Source organism: Kitasatospora sp. NBC_01539, from assembly GCF_045040525.1.
Taxonomy (GTDB): domain Bacteria; phylum Actinomycetota; class Actinomycetes; order Streptomycetales; family Streptomycetaceae; genus Kitasatospora.
Genome location: NZ_CP109390.1, coordinates 8,249,995 through 8,274,048, shown reverse-complemented (window position 1 = coordinate 8,274,048; position 24,054 = coordinate 8,249,995). Strand labels below are relative to the sequence as shown.

Sequence of the window (24,054 nt, the reverse complement as noted above, 5' to 3'; positions counted from 1 at the left end):
TTCGAAATCTCCCCGTCCAGCTCGGGGCGGACGCGCCGGCTGGAATCAGCGTCGGCCGAGACACTACAAGCCGGTCAGGTCGGCGTCAAACTAATTTTGCCGTCGGACGGCCGCGCCCTGCCTCAAAACAGTCAATTCAGTGGGTTCGCCATCTCGACGCTCCGCTCCTGCGCATCCACAGTGGCCGATGTCCCTGCCGGATTCTCCGGGTGCTCACTCAGGCCGAACCGGTCGTGCAGCCGCCTCAGCAGCGGCGGCGCCCACCAGTTCGCCCTTCCCGCGAGCCGCATGAATGCCGGTACGAGCAGGCCGCGGACCAGCGTCGCGTCGACCACGACCGCCAGGGCCAGGCCGACGCCTAGCAGCTTGAGCAGGGTGAGCCCGGATGAAGCGAATGTGACGAACACGGTTCCGATCAGCAATGCGCCCGCACTCATGACACGCCCGGTTTTCTCAAGGCCGAGCGCCACAGAATGCGCGTTGTCGTCACTCCGAACGTATTCCTCTCGGATCCTCGAAAGCAGGAAAACCTCATAGTCCATGGACAGCCCGAAGGCGATGCAGAACATCAGTACCGGCATCGTCGCATCGATCATGCCGGTGGTCACAAAGTCGCCCACAAGCCATTTGAGGTGTCCGTCCTGAAAGACGTACACCATGGATCCGAAAGTGGCGGTGAGACTGAGCAGGTTCAACACGATCGCCTTCACCGGGATGAGGACGCTGCCGGTGAAGAGGAAGAGCAGAACGGCTGTCGCCACCGCAATGATGAGCAGTGCCGCAGGCAGCTTTCCGCCGGTGGTGCGTGTGGTGTCGACCAGCTGGGCCGCCTGTCCGCCGACCTTCACCGCGGCGGGCGCCCCGTCCGCGGCGCGGACGGCCGCCACGAGCTGACGGCCTTCGGGTGAGTAGGGTTCCACCGACGGCACGAGCGACAGCCAGCTTCCCGCTGTACCGGTGAACCGGCTGGAGGCGGCTGCCGGTGGAGCGACCGGCCGGCCATCGGCGTAGGAGCCGGTAAGGGTGTCCACCCGCCGGATGCCATCGAGCGTCGAGAGCCTCGCCGCATACGGCGGCAGGGCCTGCAGGGCTCCGTCGCCGGTCACACCCGGGACGACGACGGGAATGGGGTTGGTCTCCCCCACGTCGAAGTTGTCCCTGAGGTACTGGGCGGCTTGGCGGGCCGGGGAGGAGGCGGGCAGGACCCGGTCGTCGGCGAGACTGAACGATGCCGACAGGAAGGGACTGCCCAGCAGGAGCAGGAGAGCGCTGATCGCGGTCATGACCGGGATCGGACGCCGCATGACGCCCAGCGCGAGGCGCCGCCAGAATCCACTCGGCGTCCGGCGCCGGAACCGTCCGAACACGTCGAGGCTGTTCACCCGGTGACCCAGGAGGGCCAGCAGTGCCGGCAGGACGACGACGGAGACCAGGGCGGCCACGAGCACGACCGCGATGCCCCCGTAGGCGATCGAGCGGAAGAAGTACATGGGGAAGACCAGGAGCGCCGAGAGCGAGAGGGCCACGGTGACACCCGAGAACAGGACGGTCATGCCGGCTGTTCGGATCGTCGTCCGCACCGCCGCGCCGACGTCCGGATCGGCGGCCAGCTCGTCCCGGAACCTGCTGATCACAAAGAGGCTGTAGTCGATGGCGAGGCCCAGGCCCAGGGCGGTGGTGACGTTGAGCGCGAAGACGGAGACGGAGGTGGCCTCCGTGAGCAGGCGGAGAACCGCGGTGGTGGTGACCACCGAGATCCCGCCGACCGCCAGCGGCACCAGAGCGGCAGCGAGGCTGCCGAAGACGAGCACCAGGAGGAGCAGCGTGATCGGGGCGACGATCAACTCGGCCCTCAGCAGGTCGTCCGCCGACACCCGCTCGACCTCGACATAGGTCTGCGCGATCCCGGTGAACCGCAGATCCAGCCGTTCGTCGTGGATCTGCGGGACGACCCGCTTCGCGGTGGCCTGGTAGGTGCCCTCGTTCCCGCCGAGCCGGACGAGCAGCAGGCCACCGGAACCGTCCTTGGAACGCAGCGAGGCGGGCCGGCCTCCCGTCCAGTAGGAGTCCGCCGAGACCACACCGTCGAAAGTACGGATCCGGCGGACCAGTGCGTCGGCGGCCTCGGCGACCTCGGGATCCTCCGGCGCCCGACCGCCCGTCCCGGAGGCGATCACCACCAGGTTGGGCGCTCCCGTGGCGAAGTCGGCGGCAAGCGCCTCGTCGACCTGCATCGACTCCGACGACGGGTCCTGAAAACCTCCGTTGGCCAGGTGTTCCTGCACACCTGCGCCGTAGAACGCCGCCAGCGAGGCGACGAACACGGCCAGAGCCAGGATCAGGCCCCTTCTGGCCACAGCCAGTTGAGCAATGACGTTCACGAAGCTCCTTCATGAGGGCGCGCCACCGCGGTCGCACTGACGCTCTGCTCGGGCCCGGGCCGGGAACGCACCCAGGCAACGGAGAGTCCTCAAGGGCCTTGCGATAAAAGCAGTCCGAGGTCGGCTCGAGGAGATGGACGCAACTGACTGCGCATCAAGTCGAACACACTGTCCAACTTAACTACTATGACGCTTAGGGTCAAGGCTTCACTTCGCAGCCCTGGAGACACTTCGAGCCGCCCGGACAACCCCCGGCGGACTCTCCGGAAGGAGAGTAACTCATACACGACTGTTCAACTTAGCCGTTTTGCGGTATCCATATCCCGTACACCCCTGTACGAGATAGGAGCTCCTCCCATGGCTCACGCCACGCACGCCTCCGCCGGAACCCATCCCGAGCCAACCGCCGACCCGAAGCGCTGGACGCTGCTCACACTGCTGTGCCTCTCCCAGTTCATGCTGATCGTGGACGTCACCGTGATCAACGTTGCGCTCCCCAGCATCGGAGCCGATCTCCAACTGACCCGCGCAACCCTCACCTGGGCCGTCACGGCCTACACGCTCTGCTTCGGCGGGCTGATGCTCCTCGGCGGCCGCCTAGCCGACGCGTTCGGCGCCCGGCGCCTCCTGATCACCGGCCTCGTCCTGTTCACGAGCGCCTCGCTCGTGACCGGTCTGGCCGGGAACGCCCCCGTCCTGATCGGCGGCCGTCTCGCCCAGGGCGTCGGCGCGGCACTGCTGTCACCGGCCGCCCTCGCCACCATCACCCGCACGTTCCACGGCCCGGAGCGGAACAAGGCGCTGGGCATCTGGGCCATGCTCGGCGGCATCGGATTCGCGGTCGGAGCGATGCTCGGCGGCGTCCTCACCGCGGGCCCCGGCTGGAGCTGGGTGTTCTTCATCAACGTCCCGGTGGGCCTGGGGATCCTCCTCACCCTTCCCCGGCTGCTTCCCGCCTCGAGCTCACACGGCGGCCGCCGGATCGACCTGCCCGGCGCCGTCCTGGTCACGGCCGCCACCGGCTCACTCATCTACGGCCTGATCAAGGCCGGTGACGCAGGCTGGAGTTCGACGGCCACGCTGGTGCCCCTGATCGGCTCCGCCGTCCTCTACACCGCCTTCACCGTCGTGGAGCGCAAGACCTCCGCACCGCTCATGGACCTGCGCATCCTCGCCAAGCGCCCGGTCGCCGCGGGCTCGTTCCTGATGCTGATCGCCACCGGCCTGCTGCTCGGATTCGTCTTCCTCGGTTCGCTGTACCTCCAGGGCGTGCAGGAGCTCTCCGCCCTGTCCACCGGAGCACTCCTCCTGCCCGTCGCCGTCGCCACGGCGGTCGGCGCCCACCTCGCCGGCCACCTCATCGCCCACGCCGGCACCCGGCTGGTGGCCGCCGGCGGCCTGGTCGTCTCGGGATGCGGCAGCCTCGTACTCGCCACCTCCGACAGCACCGCCGGCACCATCCTGGGCCTGGCCGTCGGAGCCGTGGGCATCATCCCGGTCTTCGTGTCCGCTACCACCACGGCGCTGGGCTTCGTCTCTCACCAGGAGGCAGGCATCGCCTCCGGCGTGGTGAACACCTTCCACGAGGTCGGCGGCGCCGTCGGCGTGGCCGTCGTCTCGACCGTCGCCGCCACCGGCATCGCCCGGCACTCGGCAGCCGGCTTCCCCGCCGCCTACACCACCCTGGCCATCGCCGCGGCAGTGGCCTCGGCCATCGCCCTGGCCGTGATCCCCCGGGGAAAGCCCGACCTCCCCGAGGGCGTGCACGTCCACTGAGACGGACCACCGACGATCCCTAGACTCCGTCCATGGACTCCGAACAGCAGAACGGCGCCGCGAAGGCCCGACGGGGCACACCCGCCCACCACCCCCGTCGGGCCGACGCCGAGCGCAACATCACCGCGATCCTCGCCGCAGCCACCACGTGCTTCGGCAGGAACCCCAACGCCAGCATGACCGAGATCGCCGCAGCAGCCGGGGTCGGCCGCGTCACCCTGTACGGCCACTTCTCCTCACGGGAGGCGCTCCTCAGCGAACTGATGGAGCGCGCCCTCGCCGAGGTGGCCACCGTTCTGGACGCCACCGACCTCGACGAAGGACCCGCCGACCACAAACTCCGGGCCTTCATCCGATCCTCCTGGCAACTGCTCGACCGCAACCTGCGCATGCTGCACGCCGCCCGCCGGGCCCTGCCGGCGGAAGCGGTCCACGACCATCACGTCGGCATCCTTTCGACGATGGAACACCTCATCACCCGGGGACGGCAGGAAGGAGCATTCCGCGACGACCTCCCCTCCCACTGGCTCGTCAGCACCGTCTACGCCCTGGTCCAGGCCGCCGGCGACCAGGTCGAAGCGGGTCAGTTCACCTCCGAAGAAGCACTCGAAGCCCTCGACGCGACCCTCCTCTCCGCCCTCCGGCCCCCGACTCCCTGACGACGGCCAGGCCGCCGCGCCCACGCGCACGAGCCCGGCAGCCGACCAGGCGGTTCCACGGCGGTCGGCGCACGACGAACGGCCACGGTGACACCCTTGTACCGGTTCCTCCTCACCCCACGCTGGCTTGCCGGCATCCTCCTCGCACTGGCGGCCGTCGCCGTCTGCCTCTGGCTCGGCTCGTGGCAGCTCGGCCGCTTCAAGGAGAAGGCCGCGGCCCAGCACGCAGTACCCCTTCCAAGCGCACCGCCGGTCCCGCTCAGCCAGATCCTGACGCCACAACAGCCACTGGTGGGCACCGACACAGCCGGACGCGCGGTTACGACCAGCGGCACATACGACACGCCGAACCAACTGCTCGTACCCAACCGCACCGTGGAAGGCGTGAAGGGCTTCTACGTCCTCACCCCCCTCCGCACCAGCGACGGGCAGGCCGTAGCCGTCGTACGAGGCTGGGCGGCCAGCTCACCGACAAACGCCCGACCGCCTTCACCGCCCAGCGGACACGTGACCGTCACCGGGCGCCTTCACCCCTCCGAGAACAGCGGCAGGAACGGCGCGGTGGCCGGCGGCCTACCACCGGGCCAACTGGGCACGCTCACCCCCGCCGCACTGGTCAACATCCTTCCGTACGCCGTGCACGACGGCTGGGTCGCAGCAGACACCGCGCCCACCGGCCTCATGTCCCTGGCATCCCTGCAGCCCCAGAGCGGCGACGGCCTGAACCTGCGGGCATTCCAAAGCCTCGGCTACACACTGGAGTGGTTCGTCTTCGCAGGCTTCGTCGCCTTCATGGGATTTCGCCTGGCCCGCCACGAGGCGGAGGCAGCCGAGGACCGTGCCCTCGGTCTCGACCTGGCCGCCAGCACTCCACACTGAAGGTCTGCACGGTCCTTAAGGAACTCACCCGACTCGCCCACCAGCTCACGGCTTGAGCAACAGCCCCGAACCGCGCAACAGAGTCGCCCACACCACCGAAGCCGACCGTGCCGGCGGCGCGGCCGACCCTCGTCCCTCGCTGTCCGGCACCGTGTCAGGGGATGTCTCAGTAGGGTGCGGTGGCTGCATTGCCCGCTTCGATGGCGTCGGTCATGGCCTGGTTCATGGTGTGCAGACCGGTGCCAGCGGGTGCGGCGACGAGGCTGCCCACGACGGTGTACCACTCCTCGGCGCCGTCGTACTACACCTCCAGCACCACCTGGCTGCCGTGCAGGATGGTGCGCAGGGTGAGGTCGCCGGTGACGACGCCGACCTCGACGGTCATGACGCCGCCGGGGCCGGCGGTGGCGTGCCGGGTGACGGGGCGGCCCCTCGGGGCCGGGTCCGGGGCCGGAGGCGGTGTTGTTGGGGCGGGGCTCATCGGGGGGCTCCGGTGGTGCAGGTGTCGAGCATCTGGTTCAGCTTGACTCTGTCGGTGATCTTGATGGCTGCGGTCAGGTGCCGAGGGTTCGCCAGGACCGTGATCGGGGGATCCTCTGCTGGTCCAGGAAGGTCTGGAAGGCGGTCGGTTGTCTCGACGGGGAGGTTTCCTCGGTTGTCGGTCTGCTGCTGAGTCGTTCGATGTTCACGGCGATGGCCGTGAGTACGTGTTGCAGGTGGGCCTTCGGCTGTCCTCGGTAGCGGCAGCGGCGCATGCCGTGTCCATGGGCGAACTCGTTGATGGTGCCCTCCACTCCGGAGCGGACCGCGTAGCGGGCCTTCCACTCTGGTGTCTGCTGCTCAGTGCGGACGTGGGCTTGCAGGTCACGGAGCTCTCGCGGGGGAAAGCCCACGTTCCGGGCGCGGGCCTTGGTGCATTGGGGGCGGTCCGGGCACGGCTGGCACTGGCTCTCGGTGAACCGCGCCACGATCAGGGGCGCCGCGGCGGGTGAGGAGGTCGGGTAGGGGCCGTGCCAGCCCGCGCTGACCTGGCCGCGCGGGCAGGTGACCTGTCGGCGGTCGAAGTCGATGTGGAAGTCGTCCCGGTCGAAGCCCTCGTTCTTGCGGTGCTGGCTGGTGGGGTTGCCTGGTAGCGGCCCGGTGACGGTGACCTGGTGTTCGCGGGCGGCTCGTTCCAGGTGGACCAGGGAGGTGTAGCCGCCGTCGACCAGGTGCTCGGCGGGCAGCAGTCCGCGACGGGCCAGGCGGGTGTGGATGCCGGGCAGGGCCTGGCCGTCGTTGGTGGCGGCCGAGGTGGTGGCCACGTCCGTGATCACATTGACGCTGTCGGCGGCGCACGTCTCGGTGAGGTGGGCGGCGAAGCCCTTCCAGCGGATGATGTGGCCGTGACGGACATAGCGCGCTGTGGTGTCGTAGGGAGAGACGATCGCGGCTGAGGAAGGCGGCAACCCGCCGTCATCAGGGGTGCGCCAGCGCAGGCGGCCTGCCGCGTCGCGGTAGTAGTTCTGCACAACGACCTGTCGCAGGGCCTCGACCTGCGGTCCGGGCCGGTAGCCGGGACCGTTCTGGTGGAGGTGTTCCAGTAGTCGGTGGGCGTCGTCGCCTGTGGTGAGGATCCTGGTCTTGGGCCGGGTGGGGTTCTTGCCCAGACGCACCGGACGGCCGTAGCGACGGCCCCAGTCCTCGTCGACCAGGTCGACCAGCAGATGTCCGGCCGTGCGGGCGACTTCCTCCAGCGCGGCACGGACCGCCTCGGTGACCAGTTCCAGGCGGGTCAGGTCGCGCACCGCGGCCAGGACGTGGGTGGAGTCGGTGCGCTGCGTGGTGCGCTCGCTTACGAGTCCGGCCTCCTTCAGGCGCGCGAGCGCCAGATCGAGGAGGCGGTCGGCACGGTCGTCATGGGTGAGGCGCTCGCGGAAGTCGGTGAGCACGCTGTGGTGGAAGCCGGGATCGTCCAGCTCCATGGCCATGGCGTACTTGAAATCGATGCGACAGCGGACCGCCTCCGCCGCCTGACGGTCCGACAGGCCGAGCAGGAACTGCAGCACGCACACGGTGGCCAACTGGGCCGGCGAGAGACCGGGACGGCCATCGCGCGGATACCAGCCGGCAAAGTCCTCGTCGCACCACAGCCCGTCCAGTCGGTCCCGCACCCACATCGCCGTTGTCCCCCTCGGGTTGCTCGCCCGTGCGATCTGGGCGGTCAAAGACGGGACCTGTTCACCCGAACGGGGACGGACGGACAACGCGCACCTCACCACTGGGTCGACCTGCATCACCAGCCGCGAGCCTGCCCACTGATCACACTGCCCAGCCACGAACCACCAAGATCACCGACAGAGTCAAGCTCAGGGCGGCCTTCTTCTCGCTGGGTAAGGGTCTGTCCGGCCGCGCGTTGCAGCGCAAGTACGAGATCGGGTTCCTGACGGTGCAGAAGGCGCTGTCGTCGGCGTGGCCGGAGCCTCGGAAGAAGGCGGCGCCCCGTCAGGCTCGTCTGGATCCGTTGATCGACCAGATGCTGCGGGCGGATCTGGACGCTCCGGCTCACCGCAGGCCGGTACCCGCGCCCCTGACACCCGGTGGAACCGGGCCGCCGGCTGTCCGAGCACACGGTAAGGGGCCGAGCTTCGCTGCGTCGGTCAACCGGCGCAGGGTTGCTGCGAAGTCATCGGCGCGGAGGCCGATGCCTGCGTCGGCCGCGGCCGACCGGGCCGCCCGTCGTGGGTGCGGGGTTGCCGCTACGGGGCGAGGGGTTCGAAGTCGCCGGGCTTCCAGGTGCCGTCGAAGGCGGCCTGCTGGGGGCCGTAGATGCGGAAGTAGCTGAACCAGCCCCGGCCCGGCACGGTCTGGATCCAGCGGCCGTCGGCGCCGTCCGGTTCGGTGGGGCCGAAGTACAGGTCGACGCTGTCGGTGCCGTCCGGTTCGAGCTTGTCGAAGAGCGAGCGGAGCGCGGGCTGGCCCTGGTCGGCGTCGACCTCGGAGCGGGTCTGCGCGTCGTAGGCGGTCAGTGACCAGAACAGGCCGGCCGGTACGGGCAGGGGCACGGTGAGCCGGTAGCTCCGGCCGCCGTCGAGGTAGGTGCCGTCGGCATCGCGCAGGCCGAGCCAGTACACCGAGCCCTGGCCGACGGCGCGGCCGAACATCGCGGGTGAGGCGATGATCGCTTGGATGAACCAGCGGTCCTTGGCCTCGACGTCGAGGGAGCCCTCGCGTTCGAAGGTGCCGTTCTCCGGGCGCAGGCTCGCCCACTCCCAGGTGCGGTCGGGCCAGGCGATGCGGTCGGGGCGGTCGGAGGCGAAGGCGGTGACCAGCATCTCGTCGCGGCCCTGGCGGGCGGCGTCGGTGAGCAGCGCGGCCGTGCGCTCGTCGGGGTCGAAGGGCTTGCCGGCCTCGATGCCGAGTTCGGCGAGCAGGCCGAGCACGGGGCGTAGTTCCTCGATGGCGGGTTCGGTGTCGATCACCTGGTGCAGGACGCGCCAGTACTCCAGGTTGTCCTCCCACTTCAGGCAGGTGCAGTCGATGCTCCGGTCGCTGAAGTCGGTGACGGCGTACGGCGGCGGGCTGCCGGCCTGGGCGAGCGGGTAGAAGCGGACCGAGGTGAGGAGCTGCTTGGCCTTGTCCACGTCGCCGCCCAGGGGCAGCGCCCGCAGTGGGGCGAAGACGGTCCAGGTGTCGCTTCGGACCACCTCGTAGCCGTCGGCCGGCACCGGGCCGTCGTAGCCGGGAGGCAGCAGGAGGTGCTTGCCGCCCTTGGGGCCGTACACGCCGGGCAGGCCGAGGTCGGTGATCCAGCGGTGGTGGTGGTCGTCCACCAGCCCGACCAGCGGACCGGGTGGCAGGTCGATCACCATCGGGCCGCTCTTGCGCAGGTCGAGGATGCCGCCCGAGTACGGGGTGTCGGAGTTCAGGGTGAAGCCGAGGTGGTGCGGGCGGGCGACGAACAGCAGGGCCGTCTCGTTGTCCACGGCCCCGGCCTGCCGGGTGCCGTGGAAGATGCCCTCCATCGACACCGTCGGGTAGAAGAACCGGTACGCCTCCACCGCCCGGCGCCGGTCCCGGCGCTCCAGCGCCGCTCGCGCGCTCGGCATCGCCGGGTACCCGCCCTCGAACTCCACCTGATCCGCCACGACGACCCCTTCCGCGTGCTCCCGGGCCGCCGCACGCGGTGCGGACGACAGCCACGCCTTGCGCGCCACCCTTCCGGCCCGGAGGACGGGCCGCCATCGCGCACGGCCGAACGGTTGATCGGCGCACTGTACGAGCACACGTTCTCGTGTACCCGGCCGAGCACGCCGATGGTGGAGCGCCCGGGCGATCGCCCCCAGCCCTCCCGGGGACCGGGACGAACGGATGGTGGTGGTGTCAGACGCGCTGGAGGCCGGGCAGGGTCCAGGTCTTCCGGGCGTAGGCGTCCTCGGGGCCGTAGAGGCGGAACACGACCTCGAATCCGGCACGCCTGCCCCCCGGCATGCGATACCAACATGCCGAACCGGCACCCCACTGCCTTCAACCGCACCGACGGGTGAGGGCGGACCTGCCGGCATGAACTCGTCGAGTCGTGTCCGGACCCGGGCGAAGGGGCTGGAGATCGCTCGGCCATCGCCGGGGCGGATCAACGGCCGACGAAGTCGACCATGGTCACACCCCGGCGCAACCGGCTTGCCTGACAAGCGAGTTGCCCGACGCCCTCTCCCGGAGGACAGGTGCTCGCGTCACGTGTCGGTGCGGGTGATGGCAGGGGGTGTGTAGCGGCCGGTGAGGATGTCGGGGTGGGGCAGGTACTGACGCAGGATGAGGCGGAACAGGGCGCCGGGTCCGGTGGTGGGCAGCCAGCTGGCCTCCTTGTCGGGGCCGGGGTTCTCGCGCTGGAGGTAGAAGGTCAGTGAGCCGTCGGTGCCGTACTGCAGGCCCTTGGTGAGGGAGCCGAGGTGGTAGCGGCCGATCGGGTTCTCGACCAGGAACCCTTCGGGGTTGAGGTACATGGTCACCGACCAGAACGCGCCCACCGGCGGGAAGTCTCCGGGGGTGAAGCGGATCTCGTAGGTGTGGTCGCCGGACATCGGCCGGCCGTCGGCGTCCAGCATGGCGCCGACGTAGTACGCCTCCTGGGCCTTGTTGGCGAGCAGGCCGAGCTGGGCGACCTCCAGGCGGGAGTAGTAGTCGGTGCCCCAGTCACCGATGGTGCCGGGGTCGACCATGACCCAGCCGTTGCGGGCCGGGCCGGCGAAGGGCATGTCCGCGTAGAGGTCGCGCAGGCTGTCGGCGACCGCGCGCCGCAGGCCGTCGAGTGCGGCCGGGTGCAGGACGTCCGGGTCGAAGGACCGGTGCGGAGCGATGCCCAGCGGTGCGAGCAGGCCCAGGACGCCGGCGTCGGTGGCGGGTGGTGGGCTGGCGGTGAGGCAGTCGGCGAGCATCCGGTAGAAGTCCAGCGGGTCGCCGGTGCGGAAGTCGCGTGCCGGCGGGTTGCCGGCCGGGTCGGGGGCGGGCGCCCGCGGGTCGGCTTGGCGCAGGGCGATCCGCCCCTGGACTGCGACGGCGGCGGGCACGTCGTCGTCCAGGATGGCGACCCGGGCCAGCAGGCAGATCAGCGCGGTGGGGGCGGAGATGACGCGGGTGATGCCGGGGGGTGCGGTGCCGCGCCAGCCGGGGCCGGTGAGCAGGTAGTCACCGCCGACGGTGTCGCCGGTGCGGGTGCCGACGTAGGCGAAGCTGTTGGTGTACATGTCCAGCAGTTGCACGGTGAAGTACCGGTCCTCGACCGGCGGCACCGACAGCACCACCGCCCCGGCACTCAGGTCCACGAACGTGCGCGAGTACGGCGCATCGACGATCGGGGTGACGAAGTAGGTGTCCTCCGGCTCCGCCCGGCGCGGGGTGTGGTGCACCTCGTTGATCGCCCCCATGTGGGTGGGCGCGCTCGTGTCGACGTGCCACTCCCACAGGCTGCGGTGCATCTCCACCAGCGGGTAGCCGTAGCGGAACGCCGCCATCCCCACCCAGTACCCCTCGTCCCCGCGGGCCTTCCCGTGCCCCTGCGCGATCTGCTCCAGCAACGACTCCACGCCCACGTCCACTCCGATCGACCCCACCGAATCAGGACAAAACCTGCCCCCACCCTCGGCGGTCACCGAACCGACGGCAACCGGGCAGTCCCCGGGCGCCCCGCCCGGGGACCGGCGCGGCGGATTCACGGAAGATCCGGACCGGGCTTGATTCGCTTTGACGGACACTCCTGATCAGGGGCTTCGGCCCCGGAAGGATGATGTCCATCATGGAGAGCACGGGGGAAGAAGGCGGATTCAACCAGTCGTGAATTCTCTTACCTTGCACGCGAGTTCGGAATCCGACTGCCAGTTGGCCGCACCGGACAGTGCTGGGACAGCGCGCTCGCCGAGTCCTTCTTCGTCACGCTGAAGCACGAGCTGCTCGGCAACCGGCCGTGGCCGAGCCGGGCAGCAGCCCGCTCCGCGATATTCGAGTGGATCGAGGCCTGGTACAACATACGAAGGCTGCACGGCAGCCTCGGCTACCGCAGTCCCGCCGAGTACGAGACCGCCCTCGCGGCCTGACCACCACACCGATGGTGCCCCCTCTCTGTCAGCCTTGGGTGAGACATCCCGCTTTGTCGGGTTAGCCTGAGAGGGCCCCGAGTAGGAGTTCCACCCCTGATGACCAGCACCAATCCGTCCGCTGCCAGCCCGGCTCCCAAGCCGAAGCGCCGCACGTTCAGCCCCGAGTACAAGCTGCGGATCGTCGCCGAGTACGACGCCGCGCCCGAGGGTGAGAAGGGTGCGGTCCTGCGCCGCGAGCGCCTGTACCACTCCCACGTCACCGAATGGCGGGCCGCGCGCGATGCCGGCGCCCTGGAAAACCTGGCCGACCGCCGCACGAGCCCGGTCCGCCCGAAGAAGTCCGCCGCCGAGGCCGAGAACGAGAAACTGCGCCGGCAGGTGGAACGGCTGGAGAAGGAACTCGCCCGGAACAAGGCCGCATTGGAGGTCCTGGGAAAAGCGTCGGCGCTCTTGGAAATGATCTCCGAGAGCGCGGACTGAGGCACGCCGCCGATCCCGTCGTGGACGAGGCCTTCACCGCCGTCGAACACGAGCTGGGCATCACGGCAGCGTGCCGGCTGACCGGCCGCTCCCGGGCCACCCACTACCGCAGGCTGAAGCCGCCGCCCGCGCGCCAGCCCAGGTCCCCGCAGGTCCAGCCGTCGGCCCTGACAGCCGAAGAGCGTGATGCGGTACTGGCGTTGATGAACAGCCCCGAGTACGCCGAGCTGCCGCCCGCGCAGATCTGGGCCCGTGAACTGGACACCGGGCGCTACCACTGCTCGGTCTCCACGATGTACCGGATCCTGCGCGAACGGGGGCAGTCCGGTGAGCGCCGCCGCCAGGCCACCCACCCGGCCAAGACAGTGCCCGAACTCGTCGCCGACGGCCCATCCCAGGTGTTCACCTGGGACATCACCAAAGCAGCCGGCCCCGGCAAGGGCATCTGGTACCACGCCTACGTCATCATCGACATCTTCAGCCGCTACATCGTCGGCCACACCGTCGAGGCGGCCGAATCAGCCGAACGGGCCGAGGAGCTGATCCGCGAGACCATCGCGCGCAACGGCATCGTCCCCGAGACCGTGCACGCCGACCGCGGCACCTCCATGACCTCCAAGAAGGTCTCCCAGCTGCTGATCGATCTCGGCGTCACCCGGAGCCACTCACGCCCCAGGGTCTCCAACGACAACCCCTACAGCGAGGCACAGTTCAAGACCACCAAGTACATGGCCGACTATCCCGAGCGGTTCGACTCCCTGGCCCACGCCCGCGAATGGTTCGACGCCTTCATCTCGTACTACAACCACGAACACCGGCACTCGGGCATCGCACTTCACACGCCCGCCAGCGTCCACTTCGGCACCGCCGAGGAGATCCGCGACCAGCGGGCCGTCACCCTCGCCCAGGCCTACGCACACCACCCCGAACGCTTCGGCCGCCGCCCCAGACCACCCGAGATCCCGCCGACGGCGTGGATCAACGACCCCGCCAAGCGCCGCGAGCCCGCACCACAAACCTCATAGCCTCACGACCGTCTCACTGGACTTGAAATCTTCCGGCCCGTCAAAGCGGAGCAAGCTCACGCCTTCATAACGGTGGACGGAGCAGCTCAAGGTCACTCGCATCCGCTTCACCCACACGCTACCGTGCCAGCCTGTCGAAAATGTCATCGTCCTTGCAGAACAGACGTGTTGAGGAATCTGGTCGTGTTACGTTCATGGGGTTGGAGATCCGCCGTCGCGCTCTGCGTCGTCCCCGTCGTGGGCCTGACGACAGTAGCGCTCGTCTCAGGGTTCGGGTCGGCAGATCCGGTGGCCAGTGTGCTCGGCGCCCTGAGTGCCCCCGCGGGTCTTCTCCTGTCCTTCTACATGCTCCGCCGTACGGAGGCCGCCGCAGACCCGGGCACCCTGGTGCAGGTTCTCGCCAGTGCCGTGCTCACCGCCGAGACCCGCCAGCGGGCGCAGCTGATCGGTCCCGGCGCGCATCGCATCGATCTGGCGTTCAGTCATCGGGTCGAGCCTGCGAACAATGCTCAAGGCGCGCAATTGGCAGGCACGCTGACTGATGTTGTCGACTACTACCAGAGGCTGCGTCCGGCTCGGCTTGTCATCACCGGCGAGCCGGGGGCCGGCAAGACGTTGCTGGGCCTTCCCCCGCGGAGGTGGACACGCGTCGGGTTGGTTATGCAGCCAGCGTGAGCCTATCGGACTCCCGCCGGTACTGGTTTTCGTAGGCTATGGGGCTGAGCTGTCCGTTGGCGGAGTGCCTGCGGCGGGTGTTGTAGCGGGTGAGCCACCGGAAGACGGTGCGTCGGCAGAGTTCCGTTCCCGGGTAGTGGTGGGCCCCGCGTAGGGTCTCGCGCTTGAGGGTGGCGTGGAAGCTCTCGCAGGCGGCATTGTCGGCGGAGGTGCCCACCGTGCCCATGGACTGGGTGACGCCCAACTCGCCGCACAAGTCGGCGAATTCACGCGATGTGTACTGGGCTCCGTGGTCTGAGTGAAAGATCGCGCCGCCCAGGCCGCCGCGGGTGGCGGCAGCCATCCGCAGGGCATCGGCAACGAGTTCGGTGCGCATGTGGGCGGCGACGGACCAGCCCACGACCCGGCGGCTGAAGCAGTCCAGGACGGTGGCCAGGTAGAGGAAGTCGCCTTCACCGGTGGGGAGATAAGTGATGTCGCCCATGTACTTCAGGCCGGGCGCGGGGGCGGTGAAGTCCCGCTGGAACAGGTCCGGCACCGGTGTCGCCGACGGCTCGGGGATCGTGGTGCGGACCCGCTTGCGCAGGCGTATGCCCTGGATGGAGAACTTGCGCATCACGCGGGCCACTCGTTTCTCGTTGATTTTCCGGCCGTCGGCGCGGAGCTCGGCGGTGACCCGCGGGGAGCCGTAGGCGCCGTCGGAGTCGGCGTGGACGGCCCGGATCTGTTCGGCCAGGGCCTGGTCGGCGGCCTCCCGCGCGGTCCGCGCGTCGGCCCCGCCCCGCCACTTGTAGTAGCTGGAGCGGTTCACGCCCAGCACCTGGCACAACCGCTTCACGCCGAAGGCGTCCCGGTGGTCGTGGACGAACTGGAAGCGGTTCACCAGTTCGTCTCGCCGGCGAAATACTTGGCCGCCTTGCGCAGGATGTCCCGCTCGGTGGCCAGCTTCCGCTCGCTCGCCTCAAGCTCGGCCACCCGGGCCTCCAGCTGCCGGATCCGCTCGTCCGAGTCGGCGGACGGTGCCGGCTGTCCCGTCCGGGCCGGCGCTGCCCCACCTGCCCGAGCGGCCGCCGGGGCCCCGACGCGACGTTCCCGGTCCCGCAGCACCCAATCGCGCAGCGTCGCCCTGTTAATGCCCAGGTCGGCGGCGATGCTCTTGTAGGTCGCCCCGGGCGTGGACTCGTACAGGGCCACGGAATCGGCCTTGAACTCGTCCGAGTAGTCCTTCATCGCCATCGGCGGTGTTCTCGCTTCCTCCGGATCAAGCAGATCCAGTATCAGCGTGTCCGCTACTCAGGGGGAGGCCCCGCTGGCGATCGAGCTCGTGCTCGGCCTGCTCATCCATCCTGATCGGATCCCGAACGAACGCGTCCCGGTGCGCTGTTCGCTCGCCGGGTGGGATCCGGCGCTGTCCCTGCAGACCTTTCTCGTCGAGCAGATCCACGAGCAGTTCCGCAGTCAGGGCATCACCCGCCGCGATGCACAGCACCTCGTCGACCGCCACCAGGTGCTGCCCGTACTGGACGGGTTGGACGAGATGGATGTCGCCACTGCCCCCGCTGCGCGGCGTCGTGCCGTTCGGGCTCTGAAGCAGCTCAACGCCTATCAGGCGCCGACAGGCAGTGCGCCAGTGATCCTCACCTTGAGCTGCTCCGGCTTTCGTGGAGTCCCTGATGTCTGGGTTTGTTACGATCCAGGCGTAAGGAGAACCACGAGCAATGCCAGCACCACGCAAGTACCCCGATGAACTCCGCGAGCGCGCCGTTCGGGAGGTCCGTTCGACCGGCCGGCCCGTCGCCCATGTGGCCCGCGACCTGGGCATCCACAAGGAGGCCCTGCGGTCCTGGGTCCGTCAGGCCGAGGCCGACGCCGGTGAGCGTGACGACCGCCTCACCACCGTCGAGCAGGACGAGCTGAAGGAACTCCGCAAAGAGAATGCCGAGTTGAGACGGGCCAACGAGATTCTCAAGGCCGCCAGCGTGTTTTTTGCCCAGGAGATCGACCGTCCCCGGACGAGGCCGAGCTGGGGGTACCCCCTCTGGGGGAGTGATAGACCACCTGCGAGAGGGCTTCGGGGTCGATCCCGTATGCCGGGTGCTGGACCTGTCTGCGTCGACGTACTTCGCGCGCAAGGTGCGGCCGAAGTCGGCCCGCCGTCTGCGCGACGAGGAGCTGATTGTGCTGGTCACAGCGGTGTGGGAGGACTCCGGTCGCACCTACGGGGCCCGCCGCATCACCCGCGCGCTGGTCCGGGCCGGGCACGAGGTGGCGCGCTGCACCGTCGAGCGGCTGATGCGCGAGCTCGGCATCGAGGGCGTGATCCGAGGCCGGCGCCGCCGCACCACGATCCCGGAGCCGGCCGCACCCCGCCCGCCGGACCTGGTCAACCGCCGCTTCGCCGCCGGGCGCCCGAACCAGCTGTGGCTGGCCGATCTGACCTACGTGCGGACCTGGTCGGGCTGGGTCTACGTCGCGTTCGTCCTGGACGCGTACTCCCGCCGGATCGTGGGCTGGCAGATCGCCGATCACATGCGAACCGACCTGCCGCTGGACGCGCTGGAGATGGCACTGTGGCGACAGAAGATCAAGAAGGACGCCGAACTCATCCACCACAGCGACCGCGGGTCGCAAGGCGGATTCAACCGGTCGTCGCAACACCTTGATCACGGAGGTTTGCGATGGGACGGGGCCAGAGGCAGAAGGTGCCGGCGGGAGCGCGACGTCAGTGGGCAGCGGATCGGGCGATGCGACCACCGATGCGTTCACCGGGGCGGCCGGAGCCGTCTCGTGCAGTGCAGCGGGACTTCTGGCAGCGGATCGCGTCGGGAGTGACGACGGCAGAGGCCGCGGCGGCTGTCGGTGTTTCATGGCCGGTCGGATCCCGGTGGTTCCGTCACGCTGGGGGGATGCCGCCGATCAGCCTGGATGAGCCCACGGGCCGCTATCTGTCGTTCGCTGAGCGTGAGGAGATCGCGCTGCTACGCGCCCAGGAGTTCGGCGTGCGCGAGATCGCCCGCAGGATCGGCCGCGACCCGGGCACGATCTCACGCGAGCTGCGCCGCAATGCGGCGACCCGGGGCGGCAAGCCGGTCTACCGGGCTTTGGTGGCGCAGTGGAAGGCCCAGCAGGCGGCGAAGCGCCCGAAGACCGCGAAGCTCGCAGGCAACGACCGGTTGCGTGAGTACGTGCAGGACCGGCTCGCCGGCAGTGTCCGTCGCCCCGACGGCACGATCGTCAGCGGGCCGGAGACGAAGACGTGGAAGGGGCTGAACAAGCCGCATCGGCAGGACCGACGATGGGCAACGGCATGGAGCCCGGAACAGATCTCGCACCGGCTCCGTGCCGACTTCCCCGATGATGAGTCCATGCGCATCAGCCATGAAGCGATCTACCAGGCCCTGTTCATTGAGGGCCGTGGCGCGCTCAAGCGGGAACTGGTCACGTGTCTGCGCACCGGCCGGGCGCTGCGGACTCCCCGCGCACGGTCGCAGAACAAACCCCAGGGGCATGGGGCCTCCCCCTGAGTAGCGGACACGCTGATACTGGATCTGCTTGATCCGGAGGAAGCGAGAACACCGCCGATGGCGATGAAGGACTACTCGGACGAGTTCAAGGCCGATTCCGTGGCCCTGTACGAGTCCACGCCCGGGGCGACCTACAAGAGCATCGCCGCCGACCTGGGCATTAACAGGGCGACGCTGCGCGATTGGGTGCTGCGGGACCGGGAACGTCGCGTCGGGGCCCCGGCGGCCGCTCGGGCAGGTGGGGCAGCGCCGGCCCGGACGGGACAGCCGGCACCGTCCGCCGACTCGGACGAGCGGATCCGGCAGCTGGAGGCCCGGGTGGCCGAGCTTGAGGCGAGCGAGCGGAAGCTGGCCACCGAGCGGGACATCCTGCGCAAGGCGGCCAAGTATTTCGCCGGCGAGACGAACTGGTGAACCGCTTCCAGTTCGTCCACGACCACCGGGACGCCTTCGGCGTGAAGCGGTTGTGCCAGGTGCTGGGCGTGAACCGCTCCAGCTACTACAAGTGGCGGGGCGGGGCCGACGCGCGGACCGCGCGGGAGGCCGCCGACCAGGCCCTGGCCGAACAGATCCGGGCCGTCCACGCCGACTCCGACGGCGCCTACGGCTCCCCGCGGGTCACCGCCGAGCTCCGCGCCGACGGCCGGAAAATCAACGAGAAACGAGTGGCCCGCGTGATGCGCAAGTTCTCCATCCAGGGCATACGCCTGCGCAAGCGGGTCCGCACCACGATCCCCGAGCCGTCGGCGACACCGGTGCCGGACCTGTTCCAGCGGGACTTCACCGCCCCCGCGCCCGGCCTGAAGTACATGGGCGACATCACTTATCTCCCCACCGGTGAAGGCGACTTCCTCTACCTGGCCACCGTCCTGGACTGCTTCAGCCGCCGGGTCGTGGGCTGGTCCGTCGCCGCCCACATGCGCACCGAACTCGTTGCCGATGCCCTGCGGATGGCTGCCGCCACCCGCGGCGGCCTGGGCGGCGCGATCTTTCACTCAGACCACGGAGCCCAGTACACATCGCGTGAATTCGCCGACTTGTGCGGCGAGTTGGGCGTCACCCAGTCCATGGGCACGGTGGGCACCTCCGCCGACAATGCCGCCTGCGAGAGCTTCCACGCCACCCTCAAGCGCGAGACCCTACGCGGGGCCCACCACTACCCGGGAACGGAACTCTGCCGACGCACCGTCTTCCGGTGGCTCACCCGCTACAACACCCGCCGCAGGCACTCCGCCAACGGACAGCTCAGCCCCATAGCCTACGAAAACCAGTACCGGCGGGAGTCCGATAGGCTCACGCTGGCTGCATAACCAACCCGACGCGTGTCCACCTCCGCGGGGGAAGGCCCCATGTCACCGCGAACGTCGTCCTCAGCGAACGCCCCGCCGAGGCCGGGGACCGGGCGGTCCCCGGACACTGGGAAGGCGATTTGATCATCGGGACGGGCCGCTCCGCGATCGGCACGCTTGTCGAGCGCTGCAGCCGCTCCACGCTCCTGGTGCACCTGCCCCGGCTCGACGGCTGGGGCGACAGCCCGCCCGCGAAGAACGGCCCCTCGCTCGGGGGCTATGGCGCGATCGCGATGAACGCGGCGCTCACCACGTCGATGACGCAGCTGCCCGAGCAGCTACGCAAGACCCTCACCTGGGACCGCGGGAAGGAACTCTCCGGTCATGCCCAGTTCGCTCTCGATACCGGGACGAAGGTGTTCTTCGCCGATCCGCACTCACCCTGGCAACGACCGACGAACGAGAACACGAACGGGCTACTGCGTCAGTACTTCCCGAAGGGCACCGATCTCTCCCGCTGGTCGTCCACGGACCTCGAAGCCGTCACCATGGCGATCAACAACCGGCCCCGCAAAGTCCTCGGCTGGCGGACACCGGCCGAGGTCTTCGAAGAGCAGCTACGCTCGTTGCAACACCCCGGTGTTGCAACGACTGGTTGAACTCACCCAATACGTGTCCATTCGCTACACGGAGCGACTGGCCGAGGTCGGCGCCTCAGCGTCGGTCGGATCCGTCGCGGACTCGTACGACAACGCGATGGCAGAGGCCCTGAACGGCACATTCAAGGCCGAACTGATCGAACATCAGGGGCCATGGCGGGACTTCGACGAGGTCGAGCGGGCCCTCTTCCAGTGGGTCGCGTGGTACAACGGTGAACGACTCCACTCCGCCCTGGGCTACGTCCCGCCCGACGAGTACGAACAGGCGTACCGGGCGAGCCTGGAGCCAGTCCCGCAGACCGCTTGATCACACGATCGCGGACTCCACGAAACTCGGGGCAGCTCACTCCACGACGGCGTGGGCGCGGGCGAGCGCGTCCAGCCACTGCGGCTGGTGCGAGCCGGCGATCCCCCACATGTGCCGGACGTTCGTGGCGATGACCGAGTACTTCCAGCCGGTCCGCTTCTCGAAGGCGGTCAGCTTCTTCTGGTGCCGCCCGGCAGGGCGGACCCGGCGCACGAGCAGCCGCATGCCGACGGGCCAGCCGGGCCGGGTGTTCAGGCCGGTCAACTCCGCGACGCTGTAGCCCTCCTGGACCTCTCCGCTCTGCCGTAGGGAGGTCTCCCACGCACTGTCCGGCAGCTTCGCGATCGCCTTCTCGTCGTCCTCGGTGATCGTCCAGCCGACCAGGTAGCGCACCGTGTGTCGGGCGGTGTTCAACGCCTCCAGGTGTTCCAGCAGGTCATGGGTGGCGCCCGCGCCGTCGATCCTCACCAGGATCTTCGCGGCGCTCGAGCCCGGGATCTGCCCGAGCGCGGCCGTGAGCACGGTGATGTGGTCGGCGACGGTGTTGGAACCGGCGTTGCCCGGCCGCAGCAGCATCGACAGCGACTCCTGCGTGTTCGCGCACCAGCACGCGAGCGGGTGGAAGCCCCACGTCTTCTTGAACGTGACCGCCGACCCGATCTTGTTCGAGGAGGACAGGATGATCGTGGCGTCGACGTCGATGACGATCCACCCGGTCAGCCGCTTGCCCGCCACGGCCAGCCAGGGGAAGCCACCGGGCCGCAGGTGCAGCAGGCCCCACACGTGCCGGCGGACCCGGGCGCGGGCCTTCGCGATCCGGTTCAACTGCGGCTCGTCCAGTACGGCCAGGGCTCGGTGCGTCGTGGTGTCCGAGGCCGCAGTGCCGAGGAGGGCGGTGTGGTGGATCTGCAACTGCTCGGCCTCGGACAGGTTTTTCGCCCCGAGCACGATCGCGCCCGCCAGCCCGAGCAGCACATGCGCGCGGTCGCGCCAAGTCGCACTACCGCCGCCCGGCCACAGGCGGCCCAGCGCGGCGGTCAGCCCGACGCGGTCCGCGACCTGGTGCAGCAGCACCACCCCGGCGTGCCCGACCAGCCCTTTCCCGTCGGCGGCCACAGACAGCCGCCGGTCCCACCCTGTACGCTCGCTCACCAGAAGGGTGCTCCTGATCCTTGCTCGGATATGACGTCGCAATCACATCCTTGCAGGTCAGCAGTACCCTTCTCTAACTTTGCGTCAGATCACCCTGCCCGGTTGAATACCCAAGGTTGAGCCTCTTTCATTTCGCCGTGGGCGTTCTCCGGGTGCGGGGCCGGCCCGAGCGCGGTGGCGCCCGGGCCGGCGGACCCGGAGCGGCTACCAGCGGCGGCGCGGCGGCGGCGGCGGCGGGTTGAGCTTGGCGGCGAGCGCGGAGAGGAAGGTGGGGAGCTTGTCGACCATGTTCTTGGGGACCGGGGTGGTCTGGACGGTGCCCCTCCTCACGTCCTCGACGACGAGGGCGTAGGTGCCGTTCTCCTCGATGAGTTCGGCGGCGAAGAGCAGCGTCTGTGTGGAGGTTCCCATCAGTGCTCCTGGTTCTGGGTGTCGTTGAGCCAGGCGGTCCACGCCTTGGTGTCCTGTTGCTCGTCGGTGTCCTCGGCGAACAGGTGGTGGCCGACCCAGATCGGCACGTTCCAGGTGCTGCCGTTGAAGAACCGGTACAGGGCGTCCGGGCCGCGCAGGCCGACGAAGTCGTCGCTGAGCCAGTCGACGACCACGTCCACGGGGTCACTGCCCGGGCCGGGGGAGAGAAGCGTGAACCGGTCGCCGACGGCCGCGTCGTCGGCGAGGCCGAGGCGTCGGCGCAGGGCGGCGAAGTCGGCCGGCTCGGCGGTGGGTTCGGGGCGCTGGGCCCTGACGTAGGCGGCGGGGCGGCCGGCGAAGTGCCGGAGGTACTCGGCGAGGCCGTGCTGGTAGAAGTCGACGTGCTTCTCGGCCGCGTCCGTCTTGGCGTCCCAGGCCCACGCCTCGTCGACGACGCCCGTGTGCACCCAGTGGATCCCCATCCGCAGGTGGCTGGATCCGCCGTCGGCCGGCTCGATGCGGTAGCTGAGCGTGTTGGAGAATCCGCCGTCCTGGGTGGCCCGGACGGCGAAGTGCCGCGGCGGTTCCCAGGCCACGACGGTGGCGTCGCCCCGGGTGGCCTTTCCGCCGACGCGCGGCTCGACCTCCATCGGGTAGAGCCAGCCCAGGTTGCCGGCGCCGGTGGCCACCGCGTCCCAGACCTGCTGGGGCGTGGCGGGCAGGTCCTGTTCCCGGCGGACCTCGAACTCTCGGGCCATGGTCGGTACTGCTCCTTCGTCGTGGTTCACGGTCGGTGGGCGAGCGGGAGGGTGCACAGCCGCCGTTGCAGCGGGTTGGGCCGCCAGTCCAGCTCCGCTCCGTCGGCCAGCCGCAGTTCGGGCAGCCGGCGTACCAGCGTGCCGACGGCGACCTCCGCCTGGAGCTTGGCCAGCGGGCCGCCGAGGCAGAAGTGCGGGCCGTGGCCGAAGCTCAGGTGGCGGTTGCCGGGCCGGGACAGGTCGAGCCGGTCGGGGTCCTCGAAGCGTTCGGGGTCGCGGTTGGTCGCACCGAGGAACAGGTACACCAGCTCGCCCTCCCGCAGTGTCCGCCCGCCGATCTCCAGGTCCTGCGCGACGACCCGGACGATCGCCTGGGTCACCGTGTCGTAGCGGGCCAGTTCCTCGACGGCGTCGCGGATCAGGTGCGGGTCCGCGCGCAGCCGGGCCAGCTGGTCCGGGTGGCGCAGCAGGGCGAGCGCGCCGTTGCCGATCAGGTGGGTGGTGGTCTCGTCTCCGGCGGTGATGAGGACGAAGCAGGTGGACAGCAGTTCGGAGTCGGTGAGCCGGTCGTCCTGCGCCTGGGTGGCGACCAGGGCGCTGATCAGATCGTCGCCCGGTTCGCGCCGGCGCTGCCGGATGAGCCCGGACAGGTACTCCTCGTACTGTTCGATCGCCGCCTCGGACTCGTCGATGTCCTCGGCCAGGCGGCCGAAGCGCTGGAACCAGCTCTTGACCTGCGGCCGGTCCTCGTCCGGGATGCCGAAGAGCTCGCAGACGACGGACATCGGCAGTGGGGAGGCGACCGCCTCGATCAGGTCCATGGTCGGCCCGGCCGCGACCGCCTCGTCGACGAGGTGGTCGACGATCCGCTGGACGCCGTCGCGCAGGGCCTCGACGCGCCGGGCGGTGAAGGCTCTGTTGGCCAGTTTGCGCAGCCTGGCGTGGTCCGGCGGGTCGGTGTTGGTCATCACCCGGCCGAGTCGGTCGGTGAGCCGGCTGAGTGCTTTGAGGTCACCGCCGAGCGCTGTGTAGGCGCGGGTCATGCGGTCCCGGTCGTTGGACAGCCGCGGGTCGCCCAGCGCCGCCTCGACGTCGGCGTACCGGGTGAGGTACCAGATGCCCTGGGTGCTGCGGTGGACCGGGTCCTCGCGCCGCATGCGGGCGTAGAACGGGTACGGGTCGCGCCGGGCCTCGGGGGTGAAGAGGGCCGCGGCAAGGTCGCCGGGCCGGGCGGGGCCCGCGGTGTCGCGGGCCCCGTCCAGGGTGTCGGTGGAGGTCATGTCGGCCGCGCTACCGCTGGGCGTCCATGGCGTCGGCGAGGCTCCTGGGCCGCATGTCGGTCCAGGCCCCCTCGACGTACTCCAGGCAGGCGGCGTGGGTGTCGGGGCCGTGGACGACGGCCCAGCCGTCCGGGACGTCCGCGAACTGCGGCCAGAGCGAGTGCTGGTTCTCGTCGTTGACGAGGACGAGGAAGGTGCCGTCCTGGTCGTCGAAGGGGTTGGTCATG

Annotated in this window: 22 protein-coding genes and 3 pseudogenes; 14 read left to right on the top strand and 11 right to left on the bottom strand. The window is 69.5% G+C overall.

Annotated elements, in window-relative coordinates; translation table 11 throughout:
• Window positions 1–131 precede the first annotated feature (131 nt).
• Window positions 132–2,381: an MMPL family transporter gene (locus OG335_RS35825; protein WP_405009716.1), complete on the bottom strand. Its 2,250-nt coding sequence runs from the start codon at window positions 2,379–2,381 to the stop codon at window positions 132–134.
• A gap of 357 nt (window positions 2,382–2,738) precedes the next feature.
• On the opposite strand from OG335_RS35825, the gene OG335_RS35820 reads away from it, so the two are divergent.
• The 3 genes from OG335_RS35820 (at window position 2,739) to OG335_RS35810 (ending at window position 5,695) form a co-directional block, all read left to right on the top strand.
• Complete coding sequence (locus OG335_RS35820; protein ID WP_405009717.1) at window positions 2,739–4,157, top strand: MFS transporter; 1,419 nt, start codon at window positions 2,739–2,741, stop codon at window positions 4,155–4,157.
• Window positions 4,158–4,189: 32 nt separating this feature from the next.
• Complete coding sequence (locus tag OG335_RS35815) at window positions 4,190–4,816, top strand: TetR/AcrR family transcriptional regulator (RefSeq protein WP_405009718.1); 627 nt, start codon at window positions 4,190–4,192, stop codon at window positions 4,814–4,816.
• A gap of 96 nt (window positions 4,817–4,912) precedes the next feature.
• The gene (locus OG335_RS35810) at window positions 4,913–5,695 is read left to right on the top strand and encodes an SURF1 family protein (RefSeq protein ID WP_405009719.1); all 783 of its coding nucleotides are present in this window, start codon (window positions 4,913–4,915) and stop codon (window positions 5,693–5,695) included.
• Between the two features lie 301 nt (window positions 5,696–5,996).
• On the opposite strand, the gene OG335_RS35805 is transcribed toward OG335_RS35810, so the two are convergent.
• The 4 genes from OG335_RS35805 to OG335_RS35790 all read right to left on the bottom strand — a co-directional run bounded on the left by OG335_RS35805 (window position 5,997) and on the right by OG335_RS35790 (window position 11,784).
• Window positions 5,997–6,176: a hypothetical protein gene (locus tag OG335_RS35805; RefSeq protein WP_405009720.1), complete on the bottom strand. Its 180-nt coding sequence runs from the start codon at window positions 6,174–6,176 to the stop codon at window positions 5,997–5,999.
• Window positions 6,177–6,249: 73 nt separating this feature from the next.
• On the bottom strand, window positions 6,250–7,854 hold the full coding sequence (locus OG335_RS35800; RefSeq protein ID WP_405015307.1) for an IS1182 family transposase: 1,605 nt from the start codon (window positions 7,852–7,854) through the stop codon (window positions 6,250–6,252).
• Between the two features lie 579 nt (window positions 7,855–8,433).
• Window positions 8,434–9,822 carry a DUF1254 domain-containing protein gene (locus OG335_RS35795; protein WP_405009721.1) on the bottom strand — a complete coding sequence of 463 codons (1,389 nt, stop codon included), beginning with the start codon at window positions 9,820–9,822 and terminating at the stop codon, window positions 8,434–8,436.
• A 585-nt stretch (window positions 9,823–10,407) separates the two neighbouring features.
• Complete coding sequence (locus tag OG335_RS35790) at window positions 10,408–11,784, bottom strand: DUF1254 domain-containing protein (protein ID WP_405009722.1); 1,377 nt, start codon at window positions 11,782–11,784, stop codon at window positions 10,408–10,410.
• Between the two features lie 252 nt (window positions 11,785–12,036).
• Between OG335_RS35790 and OG335_RS35785 the strand changes: the two genes are divergently transcribed.
• The 4 genes from OG335_RS35785 (at window position 12,037) to OG335_RS35770 (ending at window position 14,447) form a co-directional block, all read left to right on the top strand.
• Window positions 12,037–12,264, top strand: coding sequence for an integrase core domain-containing protein (locus tag OG335_RS35785; RefSeq protein ID WP_405015631.1), 228 nt, complete (start codon window positions 12,037–12,039; stop codon window positions 12,262–12,264).
• Window positions 12,265–12,363: 99 nt separating this feature from the next.
• Window positions 12,364–12,747, top strand: coding sequence for a transposase (locus tag OG335_RS35780; RefSeq protein ID WP_405009723.1), 384 nt, complete (start codon window positions 12,364–12,366; stop codon window positions 12,745–12,747).
• A gap of 20 nt (window positions 12,748–12,767) precedes the next feature.
• Window positions 12,768–13,772, top strand: coding sequence for an IS3 family transposase (locus OG335_RS35775; RefSeq protein ID WP_405009724.1), 1,005 nt, complete (start codon window positions 12,768–12,770; stop codon window positions 13,770–13,772).
• 288 nt (window positions 13,773–14,060) lie between these two features.
• Window positions 14,061–14,447 carry a hypothetical protein gene (locus OG335_RS35770; RefSeq protein WP_405009725.1) on the top strand — a complete coding sequence of 129 codons (387 nt, stop codon included), beginning with the start codon at window positions 14,061–14,063 and terminating at the stop codon, window positions 14,445–14,447.
• Here the strand turns inward: OG335_RS35770 and OG335_RS35765 are convergent.
• Window positions 14,431–15,683 (bottom strand): IS3 family transposase gene (locus tag OG335_RS35765; protein ID WP_405009726.1). Its coding sequence is split into 2 segments (ribosomal slippage): window positions 14,431–15,341 and window positions 15,341–15,683, totalling 1,254 coding nucleotides; the frame shifts between segments, so codons are not numbered across the junction. The two genes, OG335_RS35770 and OG335_RS35765, sit on opposite strands and share 17 nt — an antisense overlap.
• Before the next feature lie 46 nt (window positions 15,684–15,729).
• Here OG335_RS35765 and OG335_RS35760 point away from each other — a divergent pair.
• The 7 genes and pseudogenes from OG335_RS35760 to OG335_RS35730 all read left to right on the top strand — a co-directional run bounded on the left by OG335_RS35760 (window position 15,730) and on the right by OG335_RS35730 (window position 20,226).
• On the top strand, window positions 15,730–16,194 hold the full coding sequence (locus OG335_RS35760; protein WP_405009727.1) for a hypothetical protein: 465 nt from the start codon (window positions 15,730–15,732) through the stop codon (window positions 16,192–16,194).
• Window positions 16,166–16,339 (top strand): annotated as a pseudogene (locus OG335_RS35755) (transposase); the annotation flags it as partial. The gene OG335_RS35760 and the pseudogene OG335_RS35755, both read left to right, overlap by 29 nt.
• A 154-nt stretch (window positions 16,340–16,493) precedes the next feature.
• Complete coding sequence (locus OG335_RS35750) at window positions 16,494–17,279, top strand: IS3 family transposase (protein WP_405009728.1); 786 nt, start codon at window positions 16,494–16,496, stop codon at window positions 17,277–17,279.
• A gap of 74 nt (window positions 17,280–17,353) precedes the next feature.
• Window positions 17,354–17,956: pseudogene (locus OG335_RS35745) on the top strand (transposase); the annotation flags it as partial.
• A 72-nt stretch (window positions 17,957–18,028) separates the two neighbouring features.
• A protein-coding gene (locus OG335_RS35740) for an IS3 family transposase (protein ID WP_405009726.1) occupies window positions 18,029–19,281 on the top strand; the annotation gives its coding sequence in 2 pieces (ribosomal slippage) (window positions 18,029–18,371 and window positions 18,371–19,281; 1,254 coding nt in all).
• Between the two features lie 38 nt (window positions 19,282–19,319).
• Window positions 19,320–19,919, top strand: a pseudogene (locus OG335_RS35735) (IS30 family transposase); the annotation flags it as partial.
• The gene (locus tag OG335_RS35730; protein WP_405009729.1) at window positions 19,900–20,226 is read left to right on the top strand and encodes an integrase core domain-containing protein; all 327 of its coding nucleotides are present in this window, start codon (window positions 19,900–19,902) and stop codon (window positions 20,224–20,226) included. The pseudogene OG335_RS35735 and the gene OG335_RS35730, both read left to right, overlap by 20 nt.
• 36 nt (window positions 20,227–20,262) lie before the next feature.
• Here the strand turns inward: OG335_RS35730 and OG335_RS35725 are convergent, their stop codons facing one another.
• The 5 genes from OG335_RS35725 to OG335_RS35705 all read right to left on the bottom strand — a co-directional run bounded on the left by OG335_RS35725 (window position 20,263) and on the right by OG335_RS35705 (window position 24,053).
• Window positions 20,263–21,378: a transposase gene (locus OG335_RS35725; RefSeq protein WP_405009730.1), complete on the bottom strand. Its 1,116-nt coding sequence runs from the start codon at window positions 21,376–21,378 to the stop codon at window positions 20,263–20,265.
• A 204-nt stretch (window positions 21,379–21,582) separates the two neighbouring features.
• Entirely contained in the window at window positions 21,583–21,789 is a 207-nt protein-coding gene (locus OG335_RS35720) for a hypothetical protein (RefSeq protein WP_405009731.1), read from the bottom strand.
• Window positions 21,789–22,547, bottom strand: a complete 759-nt coding sequence (locus tag OG335_RS35715) for an SRPBCC domain-containing protein (RefSeq protein WP_405009732.1) — start codon at window positions 22,545–22,547, stop codon at window positions 21,789–21,791. The genes OG335_RS35720 and OG335_RS35715 overlap by 1 nt, the downstream gene beginning before the upstream one ends.
• Window positions 22,548–22,573: 26 nt before the next feature.
• Window positions 22,574–23,827: a cytochrome P450 gene (locus tag OG335_RS35710; protein ID WP_405009733.1), complete on the bottom strand. Its 1,254-nt coding sequence runs from the start codon at window positions 23,825–23,827 to the stop codon at window positions 22,574–22,576.
• A 10-nt stretch (window positions 23,828–23,837) separates the two neighbouring features.
• Window positions 23,838–24,053: an MbtH family protein gene (locus OG335_RS35705; RefSeq protein ID WP_405009734.1), complete on the bottom strand. Its 216-nt coding sequence runs from the start codon at window positions 24,051–24,053 to the stop codon at window positions 23,838–23,840.
• Between the last annotated feature and the right edge of the window lies 1 nt (window position 24,054).

What these genes read in the sequence shown, in the direction of transcription:
- OG335_RS35820 (WP_405009717.1), top strand. Translation starts at nt 2,739, where the DNA reads ATGGCTCACGCCACGCACGCCTCCGCCGGAACCCATCCCGAGCCAACC.
- OG335_RS35815 (WP_405009718.1), top strand. Translation starts at nt 4,190, where the DNA reads ATGGACTCCGAACAGCAGAACGGCGCCGCGAAGGCCCGACGGGGCACA.
- OG335_RS35805 (WP_405009720.1), bottom strand. Translation starts at nt 6,176, where the DNA reads ATGAGCCCCGCCCCAACAACACCGCCTCCGGCCCCGGACCCGGCCCCG.
- OG335_RS35800 (WP_405015307.1), bottom strand. Translation starts at nt 7,854, where the DNA reads ATGTGGGTGCGGGACCGACTGGACGGGCTGTGGTGCGACGAGGACTTT.
- OG335_RS35780 (WP_405009723.1), top strand. Translation starts at nt 12,364, where the DNA reads ATGACCAGCACCAATCCGTCCGCTGCCAGCCCGGCTCCCAAGCCGAAG.
- OG335_RS35720 (WP_405009731.1), bottom strand. Translation starts at nt 21,789, where the DNA reads ATGGGAACCTCCACACAGACGCTGCTCTTCGCCGCCGAACTCATCGAG.
- OG335_RS35715 (WP_405009732.1), bottom strand. Translation starts at nt 22,547, where the DNA reads ATGGCCCGAGAGTTCGAGGTCCGCCGGGAACAGGACCTGCCCGCCACG.
- OG335_RS35710 (WP_405009733.1), bottom strand. Translation starts at nt 23,827, where the DNA reads ATGACCTCCACCGACACCCTGGACGGGGCCCGCGACACCGCGGGCCCC.
- OG335_RS35705 (WP_405009734.1), bottom strand. Translation starts at nt 24,053, where the DNA reads ATGACCAACCCCTTCGACGACCAGGACGGCACCTTCCTCGTCCTCGTC.